The sequence below is a fragment of the Pseudobdellovibrionaceae bacterium genome (assembly GCA_019637875.1).
Classification (GTDB): Bacteria; Bdellovibrionota; Bdellovibrionia; order Bdellovibrionales; family Bdellovibrionaceae; genus JAHBUW01.
This window is the reverse complement of the sequence record JAHBUW010000005.1, coordinates 78,026-98,740: the sequence shown is the minus strand read 5'-3', so window position 1 is coordinate 98,740 and position 20,715 is coordinate 78,026. Positions and strand designations below refer to the sequence as shown.

Sequence of the window (20,715 nt, the reverse complement as noted above, 5' to 3'; positions counted from 1 at the left end):
ATTTTGGATCTTTTTCCGAATGGAGATGCGGTTCGGAGGCCGCCAGCAAATACGCTTCAAACCTCTTCTTTGGCTTCGGGAGAGATTCCGCTTCGCCGCTGGCGAAGGATCGCGAGTTTAGAAGGCAAAGCTTGCAGCAGCCCCGAGAGAACACGAAAAATATCGTCAAGCAGAATCAAGATCGCCGCTCAGCAGCGCCCGCGCCGATTCGGAAGTGATTGCCGAACGCGCGGGAAGGATCGGACCTCTAAAATAGAGACCCGAGAATGGCGCTCCTAAGACATGCAGAACACGGTCAAGCGGAATCAGGAAAGCAATGCGCTTCGCAATGACGTTGGCCCCTACCGGCCCGTACCGCTGCGCGGGGGCCTAGTGGCCCGCGTGCGGATCGTCGTGAGTGGCCGGATGTACGGGCGCGGCGAGTTTGAACGGCAGCGCGTAGACGGCCTTGTTGCCCTTTTGTTTCGCGCGCGTGGTGGTGAGCAAGATCTCGCGGCCCTCGCCCTTGGTGACCGCGCCTTTCGGAAACTCGCAGCGGAAAAGCGTCTTGTCGGCACGGCACTTCGCCTTGGCCGCGGGGGCCGGGCCGCCGCGCACTTCGGCTTCGACGCTTGAGTCCTTCACGACGGGATTTTTCCAATCCATATCCAGCAAATAAACTTCGAACACGCCGTTGGCTTTCGGCACGACTTCGGTGTGGTAGGCGCCGGGCATGCGGATGAAGCCGCCGTGGGGGCCGGGTTTGTCCTCGCCGTGCGCGAAAGCGAATTGCGAGATCAGGAGGGAAAGGGCGATGAGTGACTTCATGACAACTCCTTGTTGTTTTCGAGTTCTTTGAGGATGGGGCAATCGGGGCGGTGATCGCCGTGACAGGTTTTCGCCAGATGCCGCAGCTGGGTCGCCATGTCCTGCAGCTCTTGGATTTTGACTTCGAGTTCTTTCAAGTGAGTGAGCGCGAGTTTTTTAACGTCGGCGCTGGCGCGGGATTTGTTTTTCCAAAGGCCTAGCAGTTGCTTGATCTCTTTCATCGAAAAGCCAAGGCCACGCGCGCGACGCACGAAACGCAAAAACTGCACGTCCTGTTCGCCGTACTGGCGGTAGCCACCGTCCGAGCGCGAGGCCTTCGGGATCAGCCCGATGCTTTCGTAATGCCGGATCAGCTTCGCGCTGACTCCGGATTCTTTCGCGAGACTTCCGATGTTCATAGGTTCCCTTCCCGTCCGTCCCACCAGCGCCACACGAGTACGTTCGTGATCACGCTGACGCTCGAGAGCGCCATCGCTAGGCCCGCGATCATCGGACTCAGTACGCCCGCCGCCGCGAACGCGATCCCCACCGTATTGTAACCGAAGGCCCAGAACAAGCCCTGGCGGATCTTGCGCGACGTCGCCGCGGACAGCTCGATGGCGTCGACCAGCCGTCGTGGATCGTTCGTGAGGAGCGTCACGCCCGCGTGATGGATGCTGAGGTCGGCGCCGCTCCCCATCGCGACGCCCACGTCCGCGCGGGCGAGGGCCGGCGCGTCGTTCACGCCGTCGCCCACCATGATCACGGGGCCTGCGGTTTTCATTTTCAAAAGTTCGCGTTCCTTCTGGAGGGGGCTCAGCGCCGCACGGATGTCCGTGATTCCCAACTCCTGCGCGATGCGGGTCGCGCTGGCCACTTGGTCGCCGCTGAGGAGCGCCAGATTCAGACCGCGCGCTTTCAACCGCGTGATCGCCGCGGCGGACTCGGGTTTCACCGTGTCCGCGAAGCTGAAGCCGCCCAGATAGCGTGGGGGCTCCAGCGAGGCCAAGAGCGCCACGCCCTGATCGTCAGGGATATTCGCGAACGTCACGCCGAGCTCTTTCAGCCAGCGGGGGCTGCCGAGTGCGTACTCGATCCCGTCGACGTGGCCGCGCACACCGGAGCCCGCGATGTTGCGCGCATCCGGTGAGGACGCTTCGGCCTCGCGGGCCGCACGGATCGCCACCGCGAAGGGGTGCGCGCCCGCGTGCTGGAGGGCACGCGCGATCTGCCACAGCTTTTCTTTCGTCAGCCCTTCGGTCCAAACCAGATCCACGCGGACTTCACCACGCGTCAGCGTTCCCGTTTTGTCGAAGGCCACGGTCTTCGCTAGATGCAGTTTTTCAAGAGCCTCGGCGTCGCGGAAAAGAATTCCGCGACGGGCGGCGAGCCCCGTTCCCACCATGATCGCGGTCGGGGTCGCGAGTCCCAGCGCGCAGGGGCAGGCGATCACGAGCACCGCCACCGCGTGCAGTAACGCGGCCTCGAGCCCCGCGCCCGCGAACCACCAGCCGAGGAAGGTGAGGGCGGCCACGGCGATCACGGCGGGCACGAAGATCGCGCTCACCTGATCGACTTTGCGCTGGATGGGGGCCTTCTTCCCCTGAGCCTCTTCGAGCGCACGCGCGATGCGGGTGATGAGCGACTCGGCGTTCGCGGTGGTGACTTCGAGCTGCAGCACGCCATCGAGATTCAAACTTCCCGCGTAGAGTGAGTCGCCAACGTGTTTCGCGATCGGCAGGCTTTCGCCGGTCAACACGCTTTCGTCGACGTCACCCGCGCCCTGCCGGATCCGCGCGTCGGCGGGGATACGTTCCCCCGCGCGCACTTGCAGACGGTCGCCGGGTTTCAGGTCCTCGGTTTTGACCTCGAGCTTTTGGCCTGCGCGTTCGATCGCGACGGTTTCGGGCAGAAGCGAGCGCAGATTCTGCAGGGCCGCGCGGGTCCGGGCCTTCGCGCGGTTTTCCAGGAATTTTCCGAAGCGGACGAACAGGATGACCGCGGCGCTCGACTCGAAATAAAGATCGTGCGCGCCATGTCCCGGAGTCAGTCCCGCGTACAAACTGAAGCCGTAAGCGGCCGTGGTGCCCAAAGCGACAAGCAGATCCATGTTGCCCGTGCGTGCGCGCAGCGCGCCCCAGGCGCCCCGGTAAAAGCGCGCGCCGAAAATAAATTGCACTAGGCCCGCAAGGACGGCCTGCACCGTGAAGCCGGGCATCAGCGCGTGCAGGCCGGGAATCATGGGCAGCAGTAGCGGCAGGGTCAGCAGTGCGGTCAGGATCAACCCCACGCGCTCGTCCAGCGTGAAGGCGGCGGCGGGTTTTGTCGCCGTGGGGTCCACGCGCAGATCGGTGCGGTAGCCCGCGGCTTCGATGGCCGTGATGAATTTCTCGCGCAGGCGGGGGGATTCGGCTCCGCGGAATTCGACGTGCGCGGATTCGCCGACGAGGTTGACGTTCACGCTCGTCACGTCCTCGACCGCGGTCAGCGCTTTTTCCACGCGACCGGCGCAGCTCGCGCAACTCATGCCTTGGATGGGGATGTCGATGGTGGACACGGGGGCCTCCTGAAGCTTTACCCTAAGCCTTCCAACCGTTGGAAGGTCAAGGGGGGGGAGCTTCGGCCCGCGTTATTTCGATTTCAGGCCGAAAAGGCCCTTGGATTTGATCACTTTCGCGGCGGCGGGGGGGACGACTTTTTCCCAATCGCCGCCTTTTTCGAGAAGCTCGTGGGCCTTTTCGCTGGAAACGTAGTCGGCCATATCGTCGCAGCCGCCCAGATCGGTCAGCCAGTTCTGCGCGCGGAAGTAGTCGAACGCGGATTTCAGCGGCGGCGGCGGCGCGAAGCTCTCTGCCAACAGACACTGATCACCCTGCTTCTGCGGGCACACGTAAACGCGCGTTTGTGAATCCAGAAGTTTGCCGAGTCCTTCGAGAAGTCCCCCTTCCAGGTCACGGTAGTGGCTTTCGTCGAAAAGGCGCTGCATATGGCGTGCGGCCAGCAGAATGCCGATGGGCTGCTTCGTCATGGTCCGCAGATAACGTTTCAGTCGGTAGTACAGGAAGAAGTTCGAGACGAGGACATGGTGCCCGAGCGCGCACAAGGTCTGCACGCGGTCCAGGAAATCCTGCTCGTCGATCTCGCCGGCGTTTTCATCACGCAGCTGACTCATGGTCAGTTCGAAAAGAACGGTGGGCGCGGGGGCCTCGGGAAAGTTCTTCGGGAACTGCGCGAGTCCCTTGTCGATCAGATTCAGGTGCGAGGTCGTGACGGGACGGAACTCGCCACGGTCGATCAGGATGGATCTTCCGAAGAGCGTGTCCGAGGCGCTCAGAATGTCCCCTGACGGTCCGAAGAGGATCGCCTCGGAAAGTCCGCGTTTCACGAGCTCGAGATTCAGCAGATGATTGTTAAACTTCGCAAGGTCCGGTCCCGAGCAGCGGATCAGGTCGATGGCGACCTGGCCGGATTTCAGATTCGCGGTCAACGCGGGGATCAGATCTTTCGGATCCTGCGTGGCGAAGTAAGCCGCCCACACCAGGTTCGCGCCTAAGATGCCCAGCGCCTCTTGCTGTTGCAGACGGTATTTGTCGAGCATGCGGACGTGCAGGACGACGTCGTTCGCTTCGCCGCCGGGATGGGTTTGGAAACGGACGCCCATCCAGCCGTGGCAGCTGCGCTTCGTTTGATCGCCCGTGGTCACGGTGTTCGCGTAGGCGAAAAAGCGGGAGCGCTCGCCGCGGCCCGTGGCCAAACGGCGGATCAAAAGCTGAAATTCTTTATCGAGCATTTTACCCAGACGCGATTCGCAGACGTAACGGCCGTTCGCCTCTTTACCGTAAATCTCGTCGGAATAAACCATGTCGTAAGCCGACATCGTTTTCGCGATCGTTTGCGCGGCTTGCCCCGCCTGGAAGAAGTGACGGGCGACCTCTTGGCCCGCGCCGATTTCGGCGAAGGTGCCGTAGATCGACGTGTCCTGGTTCACCTGTTGGGCGCGCGACATCGTGGCCTGTGCGGCTTTACTCACTTTTCACCTCGCGGGCGGCGTCGGCTTTAACCCAGGCGGTGATCGCCAGGCTCATCGCTTTTTCGATGGGAATGTCGACGGGCGAAACTTGTTCACGGGGCACGAGCAAAGTGTAGCCGCCCATCCCGTAGCTGAAGGGCACGTACACGGCGAGATGTCCCTGCGTGACCGGCCCCAGATTCAGGTCGGTGAAAGACTCACGGGTCACGATGCCGAGCATTTTGATTCCGTGCAGATTCACGAGCACGACGCTTTGCGGACTTTGCGTGTCCTTGCGCGAGAACAGATTCATTAAATCCTTCAGCGGCGAGTAGATCGCGCGGAAGAAGGGAACTTTCAGCAGGCGCGTTTCCGTCGCGACGTAGATCCGCTCGGCCAAAAAGTTATTCAGCAGCAGCCCGAACAGGAAAATCACGATCAGGGTCAGGATGAATCCGAAGCCCGGCACGTAGAAATGCTCGGGTAAAACGGCACGCACCAGCCAGCCCAGCAGCCCCTCGAGGATCAGGATCGCCGAGTAGATGATGTAGACGGTCAACGCGATGGGGAGGAGGGTAAAAAAGCCGCGGAAGAAGATGCGATTGAAGGAGTTCATCGTAAGCTTAAGTTATGTCAATCTGAGACACTTGTCACATCCGGTGAAACGTCTCGCGTGCCGCCGTGGAGCGTCCGCCGCCTTCCTTGCGCCCCGGGTTGAGAAAGTGCCGCGAAAAGCTCAAATTTCCCCGACTTTGATCCGATAGGCCAAGGGTGAGGGAATATCCGATGGCCTTAGTTGGAATGTTTTTGTCGAACTTCAGGGCAATCCGCGTCGTCATTTTGGCGTTTTCGTTGCTCATGGGCTCATGGGCGTGGGCGCAAGACGTCGTGCCGGGGGAATACCTCGTCAAGATGAAGGGGCGCGCGTCGTCGCAGAAGTCCGCGCAGTTCGTCGGTAAGATTTCGTCGAAAGCAAATCTGAAGGCGACCTTCGGGAAACTCAATCTGCACCACCTTTCGATGAAGGCGGGCCAAGACGCCGAGGCGTTTTTGAACGAGATCCGTCAGGATCCCGACGTCGATTACGTCGAGCCGAACTACATTCTGCGTAAAGTGGAAGATGGCGGCGATGGCGACAGCCGGACCTTCTCGCTGGCCGAGTCGGAGGCGATGATCAACGAAAAGATGGCCGCGCAGGGGGAAAACTCGGGCCAATCCGCGCAAGGCAGCTATCTGCAGTCGGGCGCGAACACGAAAGTCAGTGCCGCTTGGACGCAGATGTCGACCGGCGCTTCCGACATTCCCGTCGTCGCGGTCATTGATACCGGGATCGACTACAATCACCGCGTGTTCCGTGACTCGGGCGCCTTGTGGCTGAACCCCGGCGAGATCGCCGGTAACGGCATCGACGACGACGGTAACGGTTACGTCGACGATGTCTTCGGTTGGAACTTCCACGGTCGCAACGGTCTGCCCTACGATGACGACAATCACGGAACTCACGTCGCGGGAATCGTCCTCGGCGTGACTCAGAATATTTTCGCGAACCCCATTCAGGCGGCGAAAATCCGGATCATGCCGCTGAAGTTTTTGGGCGCGGACGGTTCGGGTTCGACCTCGGACGCAATTCAAGCGATCTACTACGCGACTAATAACGGCGCGAACGTCATCAACAACAGTTGGGGCGGCTCGACCTATTCGCAATCGCTGCACGATGCGATGACCTACGCCTACCAGCACCACGTCACGATCGTTTCGGCGGCGGGGAACTACGGTAGCAACAATGACGGGAAGCCTTTGTTCCCGGCGAGCTATCCGGTGCCTTCGAACATCTCGGTCGCGGCGACGAACGACTTCGATTCACTGGCGAGCTTCTCGAACTTCGGTCGCAGCTCGGTCCACATGGCGGCTCCCGGGGTCGCGATTTGGAGTACGGTGCCGAACGGAACCCGTTACATGTCGGGAACCTCGATGGCCGCGCCTTTCGTTGCGGGACTCGCGGCGCTCGCGCTGCGCGAGGCTCCGGATCTGACCGGTTACCAAGTGGCGAACCTCGTGATCAATTCGGGCTCGCACCTTTCGCAACTCAATGACTACACCTATTCCGGAAATCGCGCCGACACCCTGCAATCGCTGATCGTGGCGAAGGCGAACGTCGGCATCGATCCCTTGCAGCCGGAGTACGTCCCGATGAGCGTCGGCCGCGGGCTGGCGTCGGAAGAGGTCGCCCCGAAAGCGGGTTGCGGCAGCGTGGGCCTGGTCGGTGCGCGGGCGTTCAAACCGCCGCAGGGACCGCCTCCGCAATCGGTGCTGTTCTTGATCGCGTTCTCGCTGGTGCCGTTGATGGTCTGGCAGGTTCTGCGGACGCGTGAGCAGGCGACCGGTCGCAACCGTCGTCAGCACGAACGCTTCGTGATGAACTCCGAGATCAAGGTGAAGATCGGCGAGCGCGAGCTGGTCGGTCAGATGAACACGATCTCGATGGGTGGTGCGAGCTTCAAGGCCGATGCGCTGCTCGAACGCGGCGGGATCGTCACGCTCCAGATCGCCAGCCCCGACGGCGGCGAACAGGTCAGCGTGGAAGGCCGCATCGTCTGGAACGAGCAGAACCAGGCGTACGGAGTGCAGTTCCAAGATGCGAAAGAGGGCGTCCTCAACAGCATCCAGGGCTGGACGGCTGGGCTCAATCGAGCGAGCTGATGTGGTTTATTCCACGTCACCGCTTCGCGGTCGACGCTTGATTTAATCCCAGGGCTTGGGAGTGCCGCAAGGCCAACGGGTCCGGGGCTGTGGTGGGAGGTGAGGGGAGTCGTTGCCCCCGCCTCTAAAAACAAACGGCGCGAAGTTCGCGCCGTTGATCGGGACTTCCGGCGGCGAGGGCCGCGGAAGCACAACCCGCGGTCGAGAGACCGCGGGTTCTTTTTTTTGGGGGGGGCGGCGTTACAGATCCAGGGGCAGCGAGACGCTGAGGACGCCGCCGGCGTCTTCGAACGTGCTCATGGGGGTATTGGTGCCGGCGATTTCGACCTTCGCGCCTTTGTGGTTGAAGAGCTCGAGGTTGACCGAAACGAGGGGCAGCATGGTCAGGCCCACGCCCACTTTCATTTTCGTTCCACCGGTGATTTTGGTTTCGGCGATGTTGTTCGACACCGTGGTTTCGTTCATGATCCCATAGCCCGCCCATGCGCGCAGTAGGATCGGCAGATCCACACCGGCCACGGCGTACAGGTCCGAACGCTTCAGATCGCTATCGGGACCACCGAAGTCGGGCTTCGCTTTGCCGCCCGCAACCAGGCTGTAATCCACACCGAACCAAAACAGAAGCGGCAGCGAGTAACCGATACGTGCGCCAAGAACCGAGCCTGAAGTTTTGTACGAGGCATCGGCCAAGTTCGCGATCACCGAATAGGTCTGACCTTGCTCCAAGCCGATATAGGGTTCAAGCATGAGTCCCGCGTGCGCGGGCGCCGCCATCAAACCAAGAGTCGTCAGCGTCATCGCCGTGAGTGTCGAAATCCGTTTAAACATGAGTGCTCCTTCGTGAGGGGCGCGTCCCCGAGGGAACGGCCGGATATCTTTCGCCCTCTATTGAAAGGGGGCGGATCACGAAAGTCAAAGGGCGTTACGGAACAGCCTCACGGGAGGGAACTAAACGAGTTTTCCCGCCAAGAGGAAGCTTGCCACGCTGAAGTAAATGACGATCCCAGTCACGTCGACGAGGGTCGCGACGAAGGGCGCCGAAGCGGTGGCGGGGTCAAGACGCAGACGGCGCAAAATGAACGGCAGCATCGAGCCCGTGATGGTTCCCCACAGCACGACGCCGATCAGGCTGACGAAAATGGTGAGCGCCAACACATCGTAATGTTGGCCGTAGGTTTCCTCGGCACCGGGCCAGATCAAGATCCGCAGCGCGCCGACCAGACCCAGCACCACCCCCATGCAAAGACCGACGCCGAGCTCGCGCCACAGCACCCGCAGCCAGTCGCGCAAACGGACTTCGCCCAGCGCGATCGCGCGGATCAAAAGCGTCGAGGCCTGGGATCCCGAGTTTCCGCCGGACGAAATGATCAGCGGGATGAAAAGCGCCAGCACGACGGCGCGTTCGATTTCGTATTTGAAAAAGCCCATGGCGGTCGCGGTGAACATCTCCGAGAAGAACAGAATGATCAGCCAACCCACGCGCTTACGCACGAGCTCGAAAAATGGCGTCGCCATATAGGGCGCATCGAGGGCTTCGACCCCCCCGATCTTTTGGATATCTTCGGTGGCCTCTTCCTGGATGACCGACGCGATATCGTCAAACGTGACGATCCCTTTGATGTGATTCCATTCGTCGATAACGGGAAGGGCCATCCAGTTCTTCTGTTGGAAGAGCTTGGCGACCTGCTCTTGATCCAGTCCGACCGGGACCTTCACCAGGTCCGTCTTCATGATGTCGGCGATACGTTTTCCCGAGGCCGCGGCGAAAAGTTCGCGGAAGCTGACCACACCCAGCAGCGACTGATCGTGATCGATGACGTAAGCGTAGTAGATGGTCTCGACATGCGTGCGCGATTGGATACGCATGTAGCTGATCGCCTCGTCGACGCTCATCTGCGGCCGCAGCCGGATGAAGCGCGAGCTCATCAAGCCCCCGGCTTTATCCTCGGAATAGGCGAGCAGGGCGGTCACTTCGCGGCGGGACTGGGCATCCAGCAGACCCAAAATCGAGTCGCGATGTTCGAAACCCAACTCCTGGATCAGATCGGCGATGTCGTCGGGCGCGAGGAGCCGCACCCACGAGCGTTTTTCGAGGGGCGAGATTTCGGCGATCAACGTCGCCTGGTCGTTGGCCTTCAAAGACAGGAAAAGCTCTTCGGCATCGGTCCGCTGCAGACGCGAGAAACGTTCGCGGCGCTCGTAAACGCTGAACGCGGGCCAGTGCTCCAGCAGGTATTGAAACGAGTCGTCGGGCGGATTGATGATCTCTTCCGCGTTTTCGGGCTCGCTGAGTTCCATGGGCTCTTCCGAAGCCGGCGTGCGCTCGGTGCGTTCGGTGTCCAGGTCTTCGACCGGTTCAGCTTCCGCCTCGTGCGCGAGGGGCTCGCCGGTGACCGCGTCAAAGACGCCTCCATGTTCAGCGTCGAAGACTTCGGTGTTGTCCGTGTCGTCAGGCGCGGCCTTCGTCGGCGTGGAGGCGCCGTAAGAGTCGGGACTTTCGCCTTCGATCTCTTCCGCCGGAGTCGCGCCCGCGATGGGGGGCGGCGCTTTGACGGGCGCGCGTACGCCGACCTCCCAACCATCCGCATTCGTTTGCGACGAACGGGGGCTTGAAGCTTTGTTCGCTTCGAGGAGGCTCTCTTCGTTCGCCTCGGGTCCGTTCTTAGTTGGTGGTGGGGTCTTGCGCGCCATGGCCCGAAGTTAACACGGGCCCCGGGGCGGGGTAATCGCTTTTTTCAAAGCGCGGAAGAATTTCCGCAGGCGTTCCTTCGGCGAAAAGGCGTCCGTCCTTCAGCCAGAAGATCCGATCGCAGCTTTCGAGCGTCGTCAGACGATGCGCGATCAAAATCTGGGTCCGTTCACGGAAGAGCTTATCGGTCGCGGCGGTGAGCTTTTCTTCGCTTTGCGGATCGATGGAGCTGGTCGCTTCATCCATGATCAGAATCGGCGCTTTTTGCAAAACCGCGCGGGCCAAACACAGAAGCTGTTTTTCGCCGAGCGAAAGATTGCGGCCGCGCTCTTCGATGATCAGGTTCAGGCCCGCAGGCGTTGCCCACTCGCTCAAGCCGACCTGCTTGAGTGTCTGGAAGATCTCGTCGTCAGGCAGGAGTCGCTCGAAATCCAAATTGTCCCGCAGCCGTCCGCGGAACAGCGTCGGATCCTGGGGGATGTACGCGAACAAGCGGCGCGCGGCCGCCAGCGGAAGCCCGGGGCCACCGTGCACGCGGGCCATGGGGATGCCACCCACGCGGACTTCGCCGCCCTCGACCGCATAGAGCTGGAGAAGCGCTTGGATCAAACTCGATTTCCCGCCGCCCGTACGTCCGATGACGCCGATCTTTTCGCCGGGGCGGATGTGGAAACTCAGATCGTTCAAAACCCAAGGTAAAGACGAATCGTAACGGAAACGGACGTGATCGAATTCGACGGACAAGGCGCGCTCGGCGAGGAGCCCGTCGGCGACCGCGTTCTCTTGGGCGAGCGCGCGGGCCGCGGGTTCACGGGGATGGCCCGTCGGAAAGTGCGCCGCGTGGGGAAGGGCCGCGCCGGGTTCGATGGGCGCGCGCAAGTATTGATTCAAACGTTCCACGCCGATGAGCGCCTCTTCGACTTGGGCGAGCCATTCGAAGAACATCAAAACCGTATTCCCCGAAAGCGTGATCAGGCCGAAAGCGACGCCGATCGCGCCCAGGGACAGATGCCCCGTAGACAAGAGCCACCACGAAAGCAGTCCCGTGACGAAAAGAAGAAGCGCGGTCAGGCTGTTCATCTGCCACGAGAACAGCATCACGGTTTTCACCGTTTTGATTTTCTGATCGAGGTAATAGCCGTCCAGGCGCGCGAAGCGCTGCTGGAAGATCGACTCGCGGTTGAAGGAGCGGATCGTCGGCGCGCCCTGCGCGGTTTCGGCGAAATGCGAAACGCTGGGCGAGCGGCTGGCGGACATGTCGCGGCGCTGGCGGCGCATTTCTTCGCGGTTTCTCAGGTACACGACGTAGTTCGCCAGAATGTAGACCAAGATCACCGGCAGATAGTAGGGGCTGGCGAGCGTGACCAGGATGATCATGCAGGCGAGATCGAACATGATCGACAGGAACTCCGCGAGCGGTCCCCCGAACAAACGAAAGACGTTCCCGTAGTCGCTCGAGAAACGGGTGACGACCCGGCCCACGGGGGTCGTGTCGAAAAAGCGCATCGGAAAGCGCGACGCGCGGAAGGTGGTCTCGTCGTAGAGCTGCGAAACGGCGCGCGCGGACAGGCGCGAGAACGCGACCCGGTAGATCCACGTCAGAAAAAAGCCCGCGACCACGCAGACGATCAAAAGATTCAAGAAGTCGTCCGAACCCCAGCCCTGAAAGAGCGGGGGAACGGGTTTACAGATCTCGGTGCCCACGCAAAGCGAGTCCACCCAGATACCGATCAAATTCGTATTGCCCAGCAGAAGGGCGCGGCCCAAAAAGCCGACGATCAGCGTGAGCAGGATGCGCGAGATGAAGGCGCCATAGGCCATCTTCAGCGCCGACAAAACGTCGCGCCCGAATTCGCCCTCCATGCGGCCTTCGTTCTCTAGGTTCACCAAAGTTTTTTCAGTCCTCACTGATCACCTCGGCCGGATTCTCGGGCGGCAGGATTTCCTCGGCCGGCGCGGGGCGCGGCGCGCTTTTCGTGATCGCGGGGGTCTGCGCGGCCTCGCGGGCCTCGACGCTATGGACGAAGTCGTTGAAGGCTTTCGAACGTCCGCGCAGTTCGCTCCAGGTGCCGACGTCGAGAATTCGACCTTCCCCCATGAAGTAGATGCGACTGACTTTGGACAGAACGCTCAAACGATGGGTGGCCAGCAGGCAGGTGCGATTTTTCCAGCGCGTCGCGAACAGCCCGTCGATCAGTTTCGTCTCGGTTTCGGTGTCGAGCGCGCTGAAGGTGTCGTCCAGAAGCAGGATCGGGGCTTTGCTGTAGACCGCGCGGGCCAGGCTGATCCGCTGTTTCTGTCCGCCCGAAAGATTCACGCCGCGCTCGCCGATTTCCGTGGTCAAACCCCCGTTCATTCGTTCTTGCGAGCTGCGGAACTCCGCGAGCGCGAGCGCGCCTTCGATCTCTTCGCGCAAAGTCTCTTCGGTGGTTTTGGAGTGGTAATCGAAGGCGACGTTTTCCAACAGCGTCGCGCTCATCGTGAAGCCCTCTTGGGGGACGAACGCGAAGTGGCGGCGGATCTCGGGGGAGCCGCGGCCGGACATATCTTCGCCCAAAATGCGGTAGGCTTTGAATTCGGCGGGCGCCTCGGCCAGCAGGCATTGGAAAAGCAAACTTTTCCCCGAGCCGACTTCGCCCACGACCGCGACGAATTCACCCTCGCGCAGATCCAGATCGATCCCGCTCAGAAGTTGTTGTCCGTAGATGCGCAGATTCAGATCACGTACGGTCAGGGCGGGCTCGTTCGCGACGGTCGCGGACTTCGCGATCTGCGGGGGAACGGAGGTCAGCGACAGCGCACCGGCCAGACGTTTCAAGCTGGTCCAACCGTCGAAAACGAAAGTGAAGAACCACGGGATCTGGCGGAAAGGTCGGGTCATGAAGATCCCGACGATCCAAAGCAGCGCCAGTAAACTTCCGGGCGTCACTTGCGCGGGGTGCAGGCGCACCAAGACCAAAATGAAAAGGACGTTGATGACGAAGGTCATCGAGCTCGAGACGGCGTTCATCGTTTGCCCGTTGGTCACCATCTTGATCCGGTTCATGGTTTCGATTTCGCGAACCTCGAGTAATTTCGTTTCGAACGGCTCCATCAGTCCGAGCACGCGGAGCGTGCGGATGTTCTGCACCCATTCGTTCACGAGGCCCACGCGTTCGGCGGCCAGGCGTTTGAAGATCGAGAAGAAACGGCTTTGGCGAAGGGCGAGGACCAGATTGATCGCGATCACGCCCGCCAGCACCGCGATCACGAAGCTGAGCGGCAGCTCGAACAGATAAACCAGCGCCGCGGGCGCCAGGATCAGCGGGAAAAGGATGTTGAAGCACTGGGGCATGGACTGCTCGACCAGAATCGTCGCCCCGGGGATGTCGGTCGTATAGATCGCGACGATTTCCCCGACCGAGCGCCCGCGCAGATCCGAGCTTTGCAATTTGAGAATGCGGTCGTACAGCCTTTGCGCCAAACGGCCCTGCATCCACAGGGACTCTTTCGCGCCGACGTAGTTCACCGCTTGGGAGAGGACGAGACTCAGCAGAAGTCCGACGAAGCTCGCGGCGAGCCACGCGATGGGATGCAGCTCAAGCCCCTCGATGAGCAGCGCTTTTCCGAGCATCAGATCGACGAACTCTTTTTGCGCGAAAGCCGCAAAAAGGCCCGCGACCGCCGAACCGGCGGACAGGCTGATCAGGAGCACTCGGAACCAAGGCCGCGTGAATAGGATTTCGGCAAGAAGTCGCGGCGACGACATGGGGAAAGTTTTAACGGAAAAGCGCGCTGAATGCGGCTAAAAAATCCCGGTCGTCGGTGAGCGTCGAAACCAGACCGCGATCGACAAACGGGGGGCATGGGCTTCGCTCACTTCGTGCAAAACCGTATCGGAGCGGAAAAGGGCCGCCGTCCCCGCCACGGGAGCGATGCGCGCGCGCTCACTTTGACCGTCTTCCGCCCACAGAATCAGCTCGCCGCCGTCCTCGGGACGCCAGTTCGAGTTGAGGTACAGCACGAGCGAGATCAACCGACGCCCCTCGGCCTGACCGTTTTTGCGGGGTTGATCGATATGCGCTTGGTAGCGGGCTCCGGGACGATAACAGGCGAGGTGCGCCTCGAAATCGTGCAGGTTCAAAAAAAGGGCTTCGCTGAGTTCGCGCCGCAACTGATGCAGACGGACGAAGAGCGCATCCACCGCCGGATCTTCGTTTTCGTTGAGCCAGAGGATTTGGTCCCCCCGGATCTCGGTATTCAATGAAACGTTCGCCGAAACGCGGGCGGGGCGCGCGGCGGTGGCGCTTTTCTCCCAGTAAGTTTGCAGCGCGCGCACCTCTTCGGTCGACAAAAAGTCGCGGATCAGGGTCCAGTCGTCGGTCGCGAGTCGGTCGAAGTCGGGGGCCATGCGCCATCTTCTAAGCCCGAATTCGGGCTTGGCGCAAGGACGGGCGTGGTTCTAAAATGGCGAAGTGTCGGATCAACGTGGAAATCGTCGGGACTTTTTGAAATGGGGCGTGGGCGCATCGGCGGGTTTGGGACTCGCGGGATGCTCGACGCTTGACCGCATCGTTTTGGGGGACCAAAGCGAGGACGCCGACCGCATCGTGATTTTGGGCGCGGGGGCCGCGGGCCTGGCCGCCGCCTACCAGCTGAAAAAACAAAATTTGCCCTACCACGTCTACGAGGCCTCGGCCCGTATCGGCGGGCGGATCTATACGATCCCGGATTTTTTCCGTGGCCAGACGGTGGCGGAACTCGGGGCCGAATTCTTCACCGGGGAGCAGAAATTCGTCTTGGATCTGGCGAAAGAGCTGCGCATCGAAACGACCGAGGTCGCAGAGATCGAAACGCGCGCGCGCCGTCGTCGCTTGAACCAGATCCTGCCGCTGGCGGGCGCGAACGCGGAGCTCAAACGTCTGCAAAAATCCGCGGCCCGTGCGGAGGTCGTCACGGGTTTGTCGCTCGCCGATTGGGCGAAGGCGCGCAGTCGCGACGCGGCCTTCACCAGTTTGATTTCCGAATGGAGCCTGGAGCGTTACGGGGCGGCCCCCGAGTTGATCGCCGCCGAGGTCTTCGCTCCGGCTTTCGACCGCGCGAAAAATCCCGTTTCGCTGTGGACCGAAAGTCGTTACCGTTTCCGCGCGGGCTCGAATGCGCTTGCGCAGGCGATGTTCGATCGCACGGCGGGCTTTCAACCCGAACGCACTTATTCTTTCCGTCACAAGTTGATCGCGGTTCGTCGTCGTTCGCGGGGACTGGATTTGGTTTTCGAAACGCCGTCGGGGCAGAAGTCCGTTTTCGCGCGGCACGTGATCTGCGCGCTGCCGCTGGCGGTGCTGAAAGACGTCGACGGCTTGATCGAATTTTCGGGGCCGTGGACGAACGCGAGCGCCTTTCAGGTCGGCGCCCATTCTAAATTTATCTACAGTTACCAGGAGCGTTTCTGGGGCACGGCGCTCGATCAATCGAAACTCATCGACTTCGGCGAAGGCCAAGTGGTGTGGGAGTCGAGTTACCGTTTGAATCCGCTGTTCCAATTCCGCCAAGGGGTTTTGTCGGTCCTTTGGGGTGGCGAGGCCGCGAAAGCCGCGGGCCCCCAACACCGGCTGGCGATTCAGCGCGAACTCGAATCGCTTTTCCGGAAAAAAGCGACGGGCGAGCTGATGGAACAGGCCATGGTGAACTGGTCGCTGCAACCCTTCGCGAAGGGCTCGGTGAGCTACCCCCGACCGGGGATGGGAAGCGAGTGGCAAGAGACCTCAGAAGACTGGGTTTGGGCGGGAGAGCACACCGTCGGTTTGGAGCGGGGAACGCTCCAAGGGGCGCTGGTTTCGGGCGTGCGGGCCGCCGAGTACCTGATTCAGAACCGGCCGCAGCGACTTTTTCCCCTGTAGGGCCTTTTTCGTCGACCCGGGCGGGGAATTTCGTTAGCTTCCGCCCCGAATATGACTACCAAAAGAGCTCAGGCTAAATCTTCCAAATCCAAGAAAGCACCCACGAAATCGTCGGCGAAGCCGGCGCTCGAGCGTCCGCACGAAACCGAGCTGACGGTCGCCCAGATTTTGCGTCAGGTGCGTCCGACGCCGGTCACGATGAACTCCCTTTCCGACGCCGAGAAGATTCAGAGGATCTCGGGGCACTTCACCGAAATCCTGAAGGTGCTTGGACTCGATCTGAAAAACGACTCCATCAAGAACACGCCGAACCGGATCGCGAAGATGTACGTCTCGGAGATTTTCAGCGGCCTGAACGCCGAGAACTTCCCGAAGATCACGGTCATCGACAACGAGATGAATTACGATCAGATGGTGCACGTGCGCGACATCGAAGTGATGAGCGTCTGCGAACACCACTTCCAAACCATCGACGGGCTGGCGACGGTGGCCTACATCCCGAACAAAAAGGTCATCGGTCTTTCGAAGATCAACCGCATCGTGCAGTTCTTCGCGCGCCGTCCGCAGGTACAAGAGCGTCTGACCAAACAGATCGCCGACTGTCTGCAAGCGGTGCTCGAGACCGAGCACGTGGCGGTGCAGATCCGCGCGAAGCACTACTGCGTGATCGCGCGCGGGGTGCAGGACTGCCAAAGTTCGACCTCCACGTCGGATCTGCGCGGCCACTTCAAAACGCGTCCCGAAACCCGCGCCGAATTCCTGACGCGGAACTAGGGTGCTTCCTGGACCCGGGCATTTCGTCCCGTTTCCACTTTAGAGTTGATCAAGAGGGCGGGGTTCTGGTCTGTTGACGGGGCCGGAACGGGTCGGGCCAGACTGTGGCTCAGGCCGGTTTCGGCCGATCATTGAAGTCAGGAGGGTTTAGCCCATGTCTGACTACGATTATAACGGACTCTATCAGTTTCTGACCCAGACGCCCGAGCAAGGTCTGCGCAAGATGCTGGTGGATCAAAAGCCTTTCACTGACGTGCACTTCAGCCTCATGCGGAAGATCGTGCAGACCGGTGAAGCGGAGTTTGTGGAATGCGCCAAAAACGCAAGCTTTCCCAAAGTGAAGTTCGGCCCCGCCGAAACCAAAATCAAAGAGGCCTTCTGGAAGGACATGATCGCGACGTGCAACGCACGCGGGATCTTGACTCCGGCGAGCACCAAAGCGGCTTAAGGCCGCTTCAACGGACCAGCGGCCTAAGGCCGCTTCCGAAGAAATCTTCGATTCGTGCGGCCCCGGAAACTCGGGCTGTGCGGTCGGCTGAGACGCGGTCGGCTGAGACGCGGTCGGCTGAGACGCGGTCATCTACTTCAAGCCGGCTGTTGCCGGTTTCTTTTTTTCGTCGCGACACCGAACTCGTCGCGCGCGAGCTGATCGGCAAAGTCCTGTGCCGACGTCTTCCCGACGGACGCGTTCTGCGCGGGGAGATCACCGAAACCGAAGCCTATCTGGGCGTGAAAGACGCCGCCGCGCACACCTTCGGTGGTCGCCGGACGGACCGCGTGCGCTCCATGTACAAGGCGGGCGGTCACGCCTACGTCTACTTCGTTTACGGAATGCACTTCTGCATGAACGTGGTGGCCCAGCACGAAGGCTGTCCCGAGGCCGCGCTCTTGCGCGGGGTCCGCATGCTGGATGAGGGCTTTCCGCCGACGGACGGTCCCGCGAAACTCTGCAAGGTCATGTCGATCGACCGCAAAGACGACGGCGTGCGCCTGTGGACGCGTGCGGATGGCTTATGGATCGAAGAGGGATCGGGAGCGCGACCAAGGCTGCACGTGAGCGCGCGTATCGGTGTGGACTATGCGGGCGCAGCGGCCGCGTGGCCGCTGCGGTTTGAGAACGCTGAATTCATCAAAACCAAGAAAGCGCGCATCGTCGCTTCACCGAAGAGGCGACGCCGAACGCGTTAAGCGCCCAGGGCCTTGCGTGCGTTCGACAGAATCTCGAAGGCGTTCGGCGACAGCTTATCGGCCAGCAAGCCGTCGAGCGCTTTTTTCGCTTCGGCTTGCAAGGCGGGGCTGACGCGCGGGCAGAAGTCGAAGGCGCCCGACAAACGTGCCGCCACCTGCGGGTTCAGGGCGTCGATCTTTTTCAGCTCTTGCGCGAAGAAGCGGTAGGTTTCGCCGCCTTTGGCGTGGAACTCGATCAAGTTGTCGCTGAAGCGGCCGAGCAGGGCGTACACCGAGTTCGGGTTCTTCATGTTGAACGCGGGATGTTTCAGCAGCTCCTGCACGCGCGCGAAGGTCCACGGCGCTTCGGTCTGCGCTTGCAAAGACCACCACTTGTTCATGACGAGCGAGTCGGAGTTCCACTGATCGTAGAAGTTCGACGCGATCTCGCGGGCTTTGGCTTCGGGGGCTTCCATCAGCAGGGCGAAGGCGATTTCCTGGTCGACCATCATGGAGGTCTCGCGGAATTGTTTTTCCGCAAGCGCGTGGCCTTCGCCCGCGTTGCAGAGTTGTCCCAGCGCCCAGTTTTTCAGGGCGCGTTCGCCGCGCGCTTCGGGCGTGAGCACGCCGTCGGATTTTCCGTGCAGCTTCGTGTAGATGTCGCGGGCGACCGTGGCCAGGGCCTGACCCTGGGCGCGGCGGAAGGCATCGATTCCCGTTTTCCATGCGGCGCTGTCGAAACCCGGCAACGACTGCGCCAGGCTCGCCAGCGAGGGGCGTTCCACCATCTTCTTTTTGAGGGCGTTGTCCAAACGCGCGTCGTTCAGGATCGCGATCTGCGCCTCGATCAGGCGCGGGTCGAGCGCGGCCGTGCTTTTCGACTTTGCGGCGTCGATGAACTTCGCGATCTCGAGCTGCTGTAGCTTTTGTCCAGCTTCGAAGCGGTTGAAGGCGTCGTTGTCCATTTTGTAAAGCGCGAAGAGCTCTTCCACCGGGGGATTCCACTCCAGCACGATGGGCGCCGAGAACTCGCGGTTCAAAGACAAGAGCGGCTTTTCCTTCAGGCCTTTGAATTCGAAAGTTTGTTTCGGCTCCATGAGGTGAATGAGGGTTTTGCCTTCGGTGTTTTTCTTCAGCGAGGGGTGTGTGAGCTCCAGATCTTTGCCGTCGCGCGTGACGAGTCCCACGATGAGCGGGATGTGGAAGGGGAGCTTCTCGGTCTGGCCGGGTGTGGACGGGCACGACTGCTCGAGCGTGAGGGTGTAGGTGTCGCCTTGGAAATTTTCGGTGACCTTCACGCGCGGGGTTCCGGCCTGCGAGTACCAGCGCTTGAACTGGCTCCAGTCCTGCTTGTTCGCATCCGAGATCGCGGCGGCGAAGTCCTCGATGATGACCGCTTGGCCGTCGTGGCGTTTGAAGTACAGATCCATCCCTTGGCGGAAGCCGGGGCGTCCCACCATGGTTTGCATCATGCGGATCACCTCGGAGCCCTTTTCGTAGATCGTCGAGGTGAAGAAGTTGTCGACCGCATAGCAGGATTCGGGGCGGATCGGGTGCGCGTTGGGGCCGTCGTCCTCGGCGAACTGCGATTCACGCAGATCGATGACCGAGTCGATGCGCACGAGATCGCGGCTGACCATGTCCATCGAGAATTCCTGGTCGCGGAAGACGGTGAGTCCTTCTTTCAGCGAAAGGTGGAACCAGTCGCGCAAGGTCACGCGGTTGCCGGTCCAGTTGTGGAAGTACTCGTGGCCCACGACCGCTTCGATCATGTGGTAGTTGTAGTCGGTCGCCGATTTCGGATCGGCCAGCACGAGGCGGCTGTTGAAGATGTTGAGGCCCTTGTTCTCCATGGCGCCCGCGTTGAAGTCGTCGGTCGAGACGATCATGTAGGTCGACAGATCGTACTCCAGACCGAAGCGTTCTTCGTCCCACTTCATCGCGCGTTTGAGCGACTCCATGGCGAAACCGCAGCGGGGGATGTTCGCTTCGTTGGTGTAAATCTCGAGGGCGACTTTTTTGCCCGAGCCCGTGGTGTAGGTGTCTTTCAGGACCGCCAAAGGTCCCGCCACCAGCGCGAACAGATAGCAGGGCTTCTTGAAGGGGTCGACCCACTTCGTGAAGTGGCGGCCGCCGCCCAGATCTTTTCTTTCCACGCAGTCGCCGTTCGAAAGCAGCACCGGCATCGTCGCCTTGTCGGCTTCGATGGTGACTTCGAACGAACTCATCACGTCGGGACGATCGAGGTAGTAGGTGATCCGACGAAAGCCTTGGGGTTCGCACTGCGTGAGCGCGACCGCGCCCGAGCCGTAAAGACCTTCGAGCGCCGTATTCTTTTTGGGCTCGAGTTTCACCGTGGTTTGCAGTGTGAACTCCGACGGCGGATTCAGAAGTTTCAGCCCCTTGTCCTCGCGAACGTAGGCCGAGGCGGCGAGCGCGGCACCGTTCAGCTTGATGTCTTCAAGGACGAGCTCTTCGCCGTCGAGCCATAGATCGCCCTCGGTTCCGGGACGGCGTTGAAGTTTCAGCGTGGAGGTGACTCGACAAAAGTCGTTCCCGTTCTCGGATCGGAAGTCGAACGCCAGATGCGTCGACGGGATCTGGAAGGTCGGGGCGGTATAATCTTTGAGGTAAGTTTTCTGGCGCTCAGTCTGTGTCATGGCTCTCACTTCGTTCATCTTGACATCACCTGTCAATGACGATGGCATAGA

The 20,715-nt window shown here is 61.0% G+C and carries 16 protein-coding genes; 4 read left to right on the top strand and 12 right to left on the bottom strand.

Features of this window, described 5'->3' with window-relative positions:
• Positions 1-369: 369 nt before the first annotated feature.
• The 6 genes from KF767_08115 to KF767_08090 form a co-directional block, all read right to left on the bottom strand.
• Entirely contained in the window at positions 370-807 is a 438-nt protein-coding gene (locus KF767_08115) for a hypothetical protein (GenBank protein MBX3017838.1), read from the bottom strand.
• Positions 804-1,205, bottom strand: coding sequence for a Cu(I)-responsive transcriptional regulator (cueR, locus tag KF767_08110; protein MBX3017837.1), 402 nt, complete (start codon positions 1,203-1,205; stop codon positions 804-806). The genes KF767_08115 and cueR overlap by 4 nt, the downstream gene beginning before the upstream one ends.
• On the bottom strand, positions 1,202-3,343 hold the full coding sequence (gene cadA / locus KF767_08105) for a cadmium-translocating P-type ATPase (protein ID MBX3017836.1): 2,142 nt from the start codon (positions 3,341-3,343) through the stop codon (positions 1,202-1,204). Before cadA ends, cueR begins: the two co-directional genes overlap by 4 nt.
• Positions 3,344-3,415: 72 nt before the next feature.
• Positions 3,416-4,816 carry a hypothetical protein gene (locus KF767_08100; protein MBX3017835.1) on the bottom strand — a complete coding sequence of 467 codons (1,401 nt, stop codon included), beginning with the start codon at positions 4,814-4,816 and terminating at the stop codon, positions 3,416-3,418.
• Complete coding sequence (locus KF767_08095; protein MBX3017834.1) at positions 4,809-5,411, bottom strand: DUF502 domain-containing protein; 603 nt, start codon at positions 5,409-5,411, stop codon at positions 4,809-4,811. Before KF767_08095 ends, KF767_08100 begins: the two co-directional genes overlap by 8 nt.
• Positions 5,412-5,445: 34 nt before the next feature.
• On the bottom strand, positions 5,446-5,655 hold the full coding sequence (locus tag KF767_08090) for a hypothetical protein (protein MBX3017833.1): 210 nt from the start codon (positions 5,653-5,655) through the stop codon (positions 5,446-5,448).
• Between KF767_08090 and KF767_08085 the strand changes: the two genes are divergently transcribed.
• Positions 5,597-7,495 carry a S8 family serine peptidase gene (locus tag KF767_08085; protein MBX3017832.1) on the top strand — a complete coding sequence of 633 codons (1,899 nt, stop codon included), beginning with the start codon at positions 5,597-5,599 and terminating at the stop codon, positions 7,493-7,495. The genes KF767_08090 and KF767_08085 overlap by 59 nt on opposite strands.
• A 240-nt stretch (positions 7,496-7,735) precedes the next feature.
• On the opposite strand, the gene KF767_08080 is transcribed toward KF767_08085, so the two are convergent.
• The 5 genes from KF767_08080 to KF767_08060 all read right to left on the bottom strand — a co-directional run bounded on the left by KF767_08080 (position 7,736) and on the right by KF767_08060 (position 14,574).
• Entirely contained in the window at positions 7,736-8,323 is a 588-nt protein-coding gene (locus tag KF767_08080) for a hypothetical protein (GenBank protein ID MBX3017831.1), read from the bottom strand.
• A 120-nt stretch (positions 8,324-8,443) separates the two neighbouring features.
• Positions 8,444-9,793 (bottom strand): magnesium transporter, encoded by a 1,350-nt coding sequence (gene mgtE / locus KF767_08075; protein MBX3017830.1) that lies wholly within the window; start codon positions 9,791-9,793, stop codon positions 8,444-8,446.
• Between the two features lie 364 nt (positions 9,794-10,157).
• A complete protein-coding gene (locus tag KF767_08070; GenBank protein MBX3017829.1) occupies positions 10,158-12,071 on the bottom strand; it encodes an ABC transporter ATP-binding protein in 1,914 nt (637 codons plus the stop codon).
• Between the two features lie 10 nt (positions 12,072-12,081).
• A complete protein-coding gene (locus KF767_08065) occupies positions 12,082-13,932 on the bottom strand; it encodes an ABC transporter ATP-binding protein (protein MBX3017828.1) in 1,851 nt (616 codons plus the stop codon).
• A 36-nt stretch (positions 13,933-13,968) separates the two neighbouring features.
• Positions 13,969-14,574 (bottom strand): 2OG-Fe(II) oxygenase, encoded by a 606-nt coding sequence (locus KF767_08060; GenBank protein MBX3017827.1) that lies wholly within the window; start codon positions 14,572-14,574, stop codon positions 13,969-13,971.
• 64 nt (positions 14,575-14,638) lie between these two features.
• Here KF767_08060 and KF767_08055 point away from each other — a divergent pair, with 64 nt between their 5' ends.
• The 3 genes from KF767_08055 (at position 14,639) to KF767_08045 (ending at position 18,025) form a co-directional block, all read left to right on the top strand.
• Positions 14,639-16,063, top strand: coding sequence for an FAD-dependent oxidoreductase (locus KF767_08055; protein MBX3017826.1), 1,425 nt, complete (start codon positions 14,639-14,641; stop codon positions 16,061-16,063).
• A gap of 51 nt (positions 16,064-16,114) precedes the next feature.
• Entirely contained in the window at positions 16,115-16,837 is a 723-nt protein-coding gene (gene folE / locus KF767_08050; protein MBX3017825.1) for a GTP cyclohydrolase I FolE, read from the top strand.
• A gap of 309 nt (positions 16,838-17,146) precedes the next feature.
• Positions 17,147-18,025 carry a DNA-3-methyladenine glycosylase gene (locus KF767_08045; GenBank protein MBX3017824.1) on the top strand — a complete coding sequence of 293 codons (879 nt, stop codon included), beginning with the start codon at positions 17,147-17,149 and terminating at the stop codon, positions 18,023-18,025.
• On the opposite strand, the gene pepN is transcribed toward KF767_08045, so the two are convergent.
• Complete coding sequence (pepN, locus tag KF767_08040; GenBank protein ID MBX3017823.1) at positions 18,022-20,664, bottom strand: aminopeptidase N; 2,643 nt, start codon at positions 20,662-20,664, stop codon at positions 18,022-18,024. The two genes, KF767_08045 and pepN, sit on opposite strands and share 4 nt — an antisense overlap.
• Positions 20,665-20,715 lie beyond the last annotated feature (51 nt).